Below are 9493 nucleotides of genomic sequence, written 5' to 3'. Positions count from 1 at the left end.
TGGCGAACATAGCGGTTTGGAACCACCTGATCCCATCTCGAACTCAGTAGTGAAACATTCCTGCGCCAATGATAGTGTGAGGTCTCCTCATGCGAAAGTAGGGCATCGCCAGGGCTTTATTTAGTAGTACGAAGCAACATAGAAAATCATATGTTGCTTAAATGTAAAGAGCATATGCTGGCGTAGCTCAGTTGGTAGAGCAACTGACTTGTAATCAGTAGGTCCCGGGTTCGATTCCTGGTGCCAGCACCATCTAAGTTTAAAATAATGTCAATTGGTATTGACATTATTTTAACATTAAAAGACAATTGCGTTCATTCTGGAGGGGTTCCCGAGCGGTCAAAGGGATCAGACTGTAAATCTGACGGCTCTGCCTTCGAAGGTTCGAATCCTTCCCCCTCCACCAGTTACAAAGGTTAAACAGCGGGTGTAGTTCAATGGTAGAACTTCAGCCTTCCAAGCTGATAGCGTGGGTTCGATTCCCATCACCCGCTCCAAATATTAAAAGTTTTGTACTTAGAGTTATTAAGCTAGTATAAGCCCACATAGCTCAGGCGGTAGAGCACTTCCTTGGTAAGGAAGAGGTCGTTGGTTCGAGTCCAGTTGTGGGCACCATGTAAATATTAATTTAGCAAACGGGGAGACTTTCCGATGGCGAAGGAAAAATTTGAGCGTAAGAAGCCACACGTTAATGTGGGGACAATCGGTCACGTAGACCATGGTAAAACTACATTAACCGCAGCTATTACAACCATTATGGCTAAGAAGTTTGGTGGAGAAGCAAAAGCGTACGACCAAATTGATGCTGCACCAGAAGAAAGAGAGCGTGGAATTACAATTTCTACTGCACACGTTGAGTACGAATCTACGAATAGACACTATGCTCACGTTGATTGCCCAGGCCATGCTGACTATGTTAAGAACATGATCACTGGAGCTGCACAGATGGACGGCGCTATATTAGTTGTTTCTGCAGCTGATGGCCCAATGCCACAAACTAGAGAGCACATCCTATTATCACGCCAAGTAGGTGTACCATACATTGTTGTATTCATGAATAAAGCAGATATGGTAGACGATCCTGAATTACTAGAATTAGTAGAAATGGAAGTGCGTGATTTATTAAGCAGCTATGAGTTTCCTGGTGATGATATTCCAATCGTTGTTGGCTCTGCTCTAAAAGCATTAGAAGGCGACACAAGCGAGATTGGTGTAGCAGCTATTGAGAAATTAGTAGACACATTAGATGCTTATATTCCAGAGCCTGTACGTAATATTGATAAAGCATTCTTATTACCAATCGAAGACGTATTCTCTATTTCTGGACGTGGTACAGTAGTAACTGGCCGTGTTGAGAGCGGAATTGTTAAAGTTGGTGAAGAAGTTGAAATCGTAGGAATAAGAGATACACAAAAGACTACTTGTACTGGTGTTGAAATGTTCCGTAAATTACTTGACGAAGGTCGCGCTGGAGATAACGTAGGGGTATTATTGCGTGGAACTAAGCGAGATGAAGTTGAGCGTGGACAAGTACTAGCAAAACCAGGTACAATTAAGCCTCACACTAAATTTGAAGCGGAAGTATATGTACTATCTAAAGATGAAGGTGGAAGACATACACCATTCTTCAATGGATACCGACCACAGTTTTACTTCAGAACAACCGACGTGACAGGAACTTGTGATTTACCTGCCGGTATTGAAATGGTAATGCCTGGTGATAACGTACAATTAACTGTTAACTTACATGCACCGATTGCGATGACTGAAGGTTTACGTTTTGCAATTAGAGAAGGTGGCCGTACTGTAGGCGCCGGTGTTGTTGCTAAAATAATCGAGTAACGTTTTAAGTTTTGGCATGAATACTCTGATTCATGCCAACTAATTTAGGCCAGTAGCTCAATTGGCAGAGTGGCGGTCTCCAAAACCGCAGGTTGGGGGTTCGATTCCCTCCTGGCCTGCCAAATTACTAAGTAAATATGAAAAGTACAAACGAAAGTAAGACGCAGGATATACTATCTTGGTTCGCTATAGTGGCTATCACTATAGCGGCCTTTTTTTGCACCTATTACTACTCACTATCTGGTCCAATTCAAGCAATGCTATGGCTTAGCTGGCTTGTTTTAACTTTGATCCTTGGTTACTTCACAACTATTGGCAAACAAGTCTTTTCATTTGCTCAAGAAGCAAAAATTGAATTGCTTAAAGTAGTTTGGCCAACCCGTCAAGAAACTATACAGACGACGACCATAGTAATGGTTATGGTTACACTAACTGGTTTTATTCTCTGGGGAATAGATTCGGCTATGATGTGGGCTATAGCTAAAATAACACATTTAGGGTGAATAAGGTGGATGAGCAGAAATCAAAGCAATGGTACGTTGTGCATGCCTATTCAGGGTATGAAAATTTCGTAATGCGGGAAATTATATCTCGAGCTAAACACCATAATCTTGAAGAGAAAATTGGTGAAGTGGTTGTTCCTTCCGAAGAAGTTGTGGAAATGCGTTCTGGTCAAAAACGTAAAAGCACTCGTAAATTTTTTCCGGGTTATGTACTAGTAAATATGGTAATGGATGATCAAACTTGGCATATGGTGAGAGCCATTCCCAGGGTTTTAGGTTTTATTGGTGGAACAAGTCAAACGCCTACTCCTATTACTGATAAAGAAGCCCAAGCGATTATGCAACGGGTTGAAGATGGTGTTACTAAACCAAGACCTAAAATTCTCTTTGAACCAGGTGAGGTTATTCGTGTTAAAGAAGGTCCTTTTGTGGACTTTAACGGTGTAGTCGAAGAAGTAAACTATGAGAAGAATAAATTAAAAGTTGCTGTTCTTATCTTCGGACGTTCGACACCAGTAGAGTTAGAGTTTGGTCAGGTTGAAAAGAGTTAAACGGCTAAGCAAATAAAGTTTTTGTTAATCGGGGAGCTAATTTAAATTAGCGTATGACCCATAAGGAGTAAATATGGCTAAGAAAGTAGAAGCATATATAAAATTGCAAATTCCAGCAGGAAAAGCAAATCCAAGTCCACCTGTAGGACCTGCACTAGGTCAACGCGGTGTAAATATTATGGAGTTCTGTAAGGCGTTTAACGCGGCAACTCAAAATATGGAACAAGGCTTACCAACACCTGTTGTAATTACTGTATATAATGATCGTAGTTTTACCTTTGTTACCAAGACACCACCTGCTTCTGTGCTGTTGAAGAAAGCTGCTGGGATTCAAAGTGGAAGTGGTACACCCAACACTAAGAAAGTGGCTAAGCTACACGTTAGTAAACTGGAAGAAATTGCGAAATTAAAAGCACCTGATTTAACTGCAGCCGATTTAGCAGCAGCAGTTCGAAGTATTGCAGGTACTGCTCGCAGTATGGGTATTGACGTTGAAGGTTTAGAATAAGGGGTTAGCATGTCAAAATTAACGAAAAAGCAAAAGAAAATTGCTGAGGTAGTAAAAGTAAATCATTTATATACGGTTTCAGATGCAGTAGCGATATTGAAGCAATTCACATCATCAAAATTCCGTGAAAGTTTAGATATTAGTATTAACTTAGGCGTTGACCCACGCAAATCTGATCAAGTTGTTCGCTCGTCTACGAACTTACCCAAAGGTACAGGTAAGACAGTACGAGTTGCAGTCTTCGCACAAGGCGACAATGCAACTAAAGCTAAAGCTGCCGGTGCAGATATTGTTGGTTTTGAAGACTTAGCAGATAAGATTAAATCAGGATTTATGGATTTTGATGTGGTCATTGCTACTCCAGATGCAATGCGCATAGTTGGCCAGCTAGGTCAAGTTTTAGGTCCAAGAGGCCTAATGCCGAATCCTAAAGTAGGTACAGTGACTACCAATGTTGAAAATGCAGTCAATGATGCCAAATCTGGTCAGGTTCGTTATAGAACAGACAAAAACGGGATTATTCATTGTACAGTCGGTAAAGTTGATTTCCCAGCTGAAGACATCTTAGAAAATATGGTTGCTCTTATTAATGATCTTAAAAAGGCGAAGCCTACTTCTTCTAAGGGACAATACTTAAAGAAAATCTCCCTATCTTCAACAATGGGTCCTGGATTGCCTATTGATATTTCATCAATACCTGTATAAAATACACACCCATTTTAAGAATTCACGGCATAGATTAGGTTCCATGCCGTCGAAGACCGCAGGTGCTTCGGCTTAATTTCCTGCGCAGACGGTGAACCGGCTCAGAATATTTCAGAGACGGCCACCATAACTGTCAAATCCTAGTGATTTGTACAACTTAGGAGGTCAGTAACGTGACATTAGATTTAGCTGGCAAAAAAGCCGTAGTAGAAGAAGTGGCAGAAGTTGCTTCAAAGGCTATTTCGGCAGTAGTTGCTGATTATCGTGGTTTAACTGTTAATCAAATGACGCAGTTACGTACACAAGCTCGAAAATCAGGTGTATACCTTCGTGTGGTAAGAAACACTCTTACCCGCAGAGCGTTTAAAAACACTGAATTCGAATGCTTAAACGATTTACTCGTAGGTCCTTTATTTGTAGCCTTATCTCTAGAAGCACCTAGTGATGCGGCACGTTTATTAAAAGACTTTGCGAAAACGTTTGATAAACTTGAAGTTAAAGCTCTATCTGTAGGCGGTAAAGTATATAATGCGGCACAAATTGATGCTGTAGCTAGCTTGCCGACTCGTGATGAAGCGATAGCCAAGTTAATGTATGTAATGAAAGCGCCTGTTGAGAAATTTGTTCGTACTCTTGCTGAACCACATGCTAAATTAGTGAGAACTATAGCAGCAGTAAAAGATCAAAAAGCAGGTTAATTACGATTTAATCATAACCCAATTTATAATTTAGGAGCTAGTAATGGCTGTATCAAAAAATGAAATTTTAGAAACAATTTCTAACATGTCAGTAATGGAAGTTGTTGAGTTAATCGAAGCAATGGAAGAGAAATTTGGTGTTTCTGCTGCTGCAGCTGCAGTTGCAGTTGCTGCCCCAGCTGCTGCTGGTGCTGCTGCTGAAGAACAAACTGAATTTAACGTTGTTATGACTAGCTTTGGTTCTAACAAAGTAAACGTTATTAAAGTTGTTCGTGGTATCACTGGTCTTGGCTTAAAAGAAGCTAAAGATTTAGTAGAAGGTGCACCATCAACAGTTAAAGAAGCTGTATCTAAAGACGAAGCTGAAAAAATCAAGAAAGAACTTGAAGAAGCTGGCGCTACAGTAGAAGTTAAATAATTAAGTTACATTAGTTATACAAGACCCAGCCATGGTTACATGGCTGGGTTTATGCGTTTGAAGTCATCAATAATTTACAGAGGAACCACCATGGCCGTTGCAGAAGCTAAACCTCAATATTCACATGCTGAGAAAAAACGATTTCGCAAAAGCTTTGGTAAGCAGACTGATATAATGGATATACCCAATCTGCTTGAAATCCAACTTAAGTCCTATAGGGATTTTCTCCAAGCTGATAGCAAATTAAATGAACAAATGAATACCGGATTGCATGCAGCATTCTCATCGGTGTTTCCCATTGAAAGTTTTTCTGGTAATGCAAGACTAGAATATGTTGGTTATAAGTTAGGTGAACCTGCATTCGATGTTCGCGAGTGTAAATTAAGAGGGTTAACCTATTCTGCTCCATTGCGAGTTAAAATAAGATTAGTAGTACTTGATAAAGATGCAAGTGATGAACCTAAGCCAATAAAAGACATCAGAGAGCAAGATGTTTTTATGGGCGAAATTCCTTTAATGACTGATGTAGGTACTTTTGTTATTAACGGTACTGAACGAGTTGTTGTATCGCAGCTACATCGCTCACCTGGTGTTATATTTGAACATGATAAAGGAAAGACCCACTCATCAGGAAAACTACTATATTCCGCACGAATTATTCCTTACCGTGGTTCATGGTTAGATTTTGAATTTGATCCGAAGGATTGCGTCTACGCACGTATCGATAGACGACGTAAACTACCGGTATCTATTTTATTAAGAGCCTTAGGTTATGAAGCAGAAGATATTCTTGCTGAATTTTTTGAAATTACAAGCTGTCACCTTAAAAACGGTGAGTATCATATTGACCTCATTCCACAACGCTTAAGAGGCGAAATTGCTTCTTTTGATATATTAATTCCTGACACAGGTGAGTTAATTGTTGAGCAAGGTCGACGCATAACAGCACGCCATATTAAGCAAATGGAAAAGGCGCTGATGAAGGATCTAGTCGTTCCTAGAGATTACTTGCTCGGTAAAACACTCGCTAAAAATATTATCGACACGGCAACTGGTGAGTTCATTGCCCAAGCCAACGACGAAATCACCGAAGATTTGCTCGATACCATGGCTAACAGTGGTATTGTGAATATTGATATGATTTATACCAATGATCTCGATCATGGTTCTTATATTTCGGATACCTTAAAAATCGATCCGACTACTTCCCAATTGGAAGCTTTAGTTGAAATTTATCGTATGATGCGTCCCGGTGAACCACCAACCAAAGAAGCAGCAGAAGCTCTATTTAAGAATCTCTTCTTTGTTGATGAGCGTTATGATTTATCTGCCGTAGGACGGATGAAATTTAATCGGCGCGTAGGTAGAAAGAACGATGATGGTCCTGGTACTTTAACCAAAGAAGACATTCTATCAGTGATTAAGACCTTAATCGATATCCGTAATGGTATTGGAATGGTTGATGACATTGACCATCTAGGAAACCGCCGGGTTCGTAGTGTTGGTGAAATGGCGGAAAACCAATTTAGGGTTGGTCTTGTTCGTGTTGAACGCGCAGTCAAAGAACGTTTAAGCCTAGTGGAGTCAGAAAATTTAATGCCGCAAGACTTGATTAATGCTAAGCCAGTCTCTGCTGCAGTAAAAGAATTCTTTGGCTCAAGCCAGTTATCACAGTTTATGGATCAAGTGAATCCTTTATCGGGTGTAACCCATAAACGACGTGTATCAGCCTTAGGCCCAGGTGGTTTAACACGTGAGCGCGCCGGATTTGAAGTCCGTGACGTTCATACCACTCACTATGGACGTGTTTGTCCTATTGAGACACCTGAAGGTCCAAACATTGGCTTGATCAATTCCTTATCCGTTTATGCTCGTACCAATGATTATGGTTTCATTGAGACCCCTTGCCGTAAAGTAGTTGATGGTCGCGTAACCGATGAACTGGAATACCTCTCGGCCATTGAAGAAGTTGATCAATATATTGCACAATCTAGTGTAGCTCTTGATGCTCAAGGTAACATTTTAGCTGATTTAGTTCCTTGCCGTCATCAAAATGAATTTTCTCTTACTACACCTGATAAAATTAATTATATGGATGTCTCGCCCAAACAAATCGTTTCGGTAGCTGCATCGCTTATTCCATTCTTAGAGCATGACGACGCGAACCGCGCATTAATGGGTTCAAACATGCAACGTCAGGCTGTTCCTACTTTACGTTCAGAAAAGCCTTTAGTAGGTACTGGAATGGAACGTATTGTGGCCTCTGATTCTGGAGTATCCGTTGTTGCTAAGCGCGGTGGAGTTATTGATTTAGTGGATGCATCTCGTATTGTTGTCCGTGTGAATGATGATGAAACTACTGCTGGGGAAACTGGGGTTGATATTTATAACCTGACCAAATACTTCCGTTCTAACCAAGATACCTGTATTAACCAGCGTCCGATAGTTTCTACGGGTGATCGTATCCAACGAGGTGATGTGCTCGCGGATGGTCCATGTACTGATATGGGTGAATTAGCCTTAGGGCAAAATTTACTCGTCGCGTTTATGCCTTGGAATGGATATAACTTCGAAGACTCTATTTTATTATCTGAGCGAATCGTTAAAGAAGATAGATTTACAACGATTCATATAGAAGAGCTAACCTGTATTGCACGCGATACCAAACTTGGTACTGAAGAGATCACTGCGGATATTCCGAATGTGGGCGAATCTGCTTTATCTAATTTAGATGAGTCAGGTGTTGTATTTATTGGTGCAGAAGTAAGTGCGGGTGACATTCTGGTTGGTAAGGTAACACCAAAGGGTGAGACTCAATTAACTCCTGAAGAAAAATTACTAAGAGCGATTTTTGGTGAAAAGGCTTCCGATGTTAAAGATTCATCATTACGTGTTCCTTCTGGTATGAATGGTACAGTTATTGACGTACAAGTTTTCACTCGTGATGGTCTTGACAAAGACGCCCGTGCTAAAAGCATCGAAGAAGAGCATTTAGCTCGCGTGCGCAAAGACTTAATCGATGAGCGCCGAATTCGTGAGGAAGATATTTATCACCGTGTTGCGAATTTGCTGTTAGATAAAGTTGCTAACGGCGGACCCAGTAATTTAAAACCTGGCTCTACTGTGTCACAAGATTATTTAGATAGAGTGGATCGTGAAAAGTGGTTTGATATCCGCATCGAACATGATGAAACAAGCCAGCAATTAGAGCAGTTATCGAAGCAATTAGAACTACTTACTAAAGAGATGGAAAAGCGCTTTAATGATAGTCGTAAGAAAATCATTCAAGGTGATGATCTCGCTCCTGGCGTCTTAAAAATTGTTAAAGTTTATTTAGCAGTTAAGCGACGTATTCAGCCTGGTGATAAGATGGCGGGACGTCATGGTAACAAAGGGGTTATCTCAATGGTTGTGCCAATTGAAGACATGCCTCATATGGAAGATGGTACGGCTGTTGATATCGTACTCAATCCTTTAGGCGTACCTTCACGGATGAATATTGGCCAGGTACTTGAAACCCATCTAGGACTTGCTGCAAAAGGCTTAGGTCAAAAGATTGAGCAATTGCTAGAAAAGAAAAAGACCAGCGAAGAGATAAAGTCTTTCTTGAATCAAATTTACAACCATGATAAGCAGCGTATAAACCTTGATTGCTTGAGTGAAAGTGAATTATTTAGATTGGCTGATAACCTTCGTGCTGGTGTGCCAATGGCTACACCTGTTTTCGATGGTGCATCAGAAGACGAAATTAAGCGGATGCTATTGTTAGCTGATTTACCCTCAGATGGTAAAACAACTCTAATAGATGGTAGAACAGGTAATAAGTTTGATAACAAAGTAACTGTAGGTTATATGTACATGCTGAAATTAAATCACTTAGTTGATGATAAGATGCATGCTCGTTCTACGGGTTCTTATAGCTTAGTTACCCAACAACCTCTAGGTGGTAAAGCGCAATTCGGTGGACAGCGCTTTGGAGAGATGGAAGTGTGGGCACTAGAAGCTTATGGAGCTGCATATACATTACAGGAAATGTTAACTGTTAAATCAGATGACGTAGGCGGAAGAACAAAGATCTATAAAAATATAGTCGATGGTGATCATCGTATGGACCCAGGTATGCCTGAGTCTTTCAATGTGCTATTGAAAGAAATTAGAGCATTAGGTATTGATATTGAATTAGATCATGATTAACCGTTTCGTGATACTGACTAACCAATTTTTGGAGGCATAGACTTGGCTACTCTAAGCAACGACCCAATGAAAAA

The 9493-nt window shown here is 40.5% G+C and carries 8 protein-coding genes, 5 tRNA genes and 1 rRNA gene; all 14 read left to right on the top strand.

Annotated elements, in window-relative coordinates; genetic code table 11:
• Positions 1–114: ribosomal RNA gene (gene rrf / locus ELY15_RS02485) — 5S ribosomal RNA — on the top strand; the annotation flags it as partial.
• Positions 115–176: 62 nt separating this feature from the next.
• A tRNA-Thr gene (locus ELY15_RS02480) sits at positions 177–252 on the top strand.
• 69 nt (positions 253–321) lie between these two features.
• Positions 322–406 (top strand) — tRNA-Tyr (locus tag ELY15_RS02475).
• Positions 407–423: 17 nt separating this feature from the next.
• Positions 424–497: transfer RNA gene (locus ELY15_RS02470), tRNA-Gly, on the top strand.
• Positions 498–539: 42 nt separating this feature from the next.
• A tRNA-Thr gene (locus ELY15_RS02465) sits at positions 540–615 on the top strand.
• A 36-nt stretch (positions 616–651) separates the two neighbouring features.
• Positions 652–1842, top strand: a complete 1191-nt coding sequence (gene tuf / locus ELY15_RS02460; RefSeq protein WP_127098064.1) for an elongation factor Tu — start codon at positions 652–654, stop codon at positions 1840–1842.
• Positions 1843–1888: 46 nt separating this feature from the next.
• Positions 1889–1964 (top strand) — tRNA-Trp (locus ELY15_RS02455).
• Between the two features lie 15 nt (positions 1965–1979).
• Entirely contained in the window at positions 1980–2345 is a 366-nt protein-coding gene (gene secE, locus ELY15_RS02450; protein WP_127098075.1) for a preprotein translocase subunit SecE, read from the top strand.
• Between the two features lie 5 nt (positions 2346–2350).
• Complete coding sequence (gene nusG, locus ELY15_RS02445) at positions 2351–2896, top strand: transcription termination/antitermination protein NusG (protein ID WP_199744145.1); 546 nt, start codon at positions 2351–2353, stop codon at positions 2894–2896.
• Positions 2897–2969: 73 nt separating this feature from the next.
• Entirely contained in the window at positions 2970–3404 is a 435-nt protein-coding gene (rplK, locus tag ELY15_RS02440; protein WP_127098073.1) for a 50S ribosomal protein L11, read from the top strand.
• Positions 3405–3413: 9 nt separating this feature from the next.
• Entirely contained in the window at positions 3414–4109 is a 696-nt protein-coding gene (gene rplA, locus ELY15_RS02435) for a 50S ribosomal protein L1 (protein ID WP_127098072.1), read from the top strand.
• 173 nt (positions 4110–4282) lie between these two features.
• Positions 4283–4807 carry a 50S ribosomal protein L10 gene (gene rplJ, locus ELY15_RS02430; RefSeq protein WP_127098071.1) on the top strand — a complete coding sequence of 175 codons (525 nt, stop codon included), beginning with the start codon at positions 4283–4285 and terminating at the stop codon, positions 4805–4807.
• 43 nt (positions 4808–4850) lie between these two features.
• Positions 4851–5225, top strand: coding sequence for a 50S ribosomal protein L7/L12 (rplL, locus tag ELY15_RS02425; RefSeq protein WP_127098070.1), 375 nt, complete (start codon positions 4851–4853; stop codon positions 5223–5225).
• A gap of 90 nt (positions 5226–5315) precedes the next feature.
• The gene (gene rpoB, locus ELY15_RS02420) at positions 5316–9419 is read left to right on the top strand and encodes a DNA-directed RNA polymerase subunit beta (protein ID WP_127098069.1); all 4104 of its coding nucleotides are present in this window, start codon (positions 5316–5318) and stop codon (positions 9417–9419) included.
• Positions 9420–9493 lie beyond the last annotated feature (74 nt).

Source organism: Legionella sp. km772, assembly GCF_003989735.1.
Taxonomy (GTDB): Bacteria; Pseudomonadota; Gammaproteobacteria; order Legionellales; family Legionellaceae; genus Legionella.
Note: the sequence above shows the minus strand (reverse complement) of the source record. Positions and strands in the feature narration are given on the sequence as shown.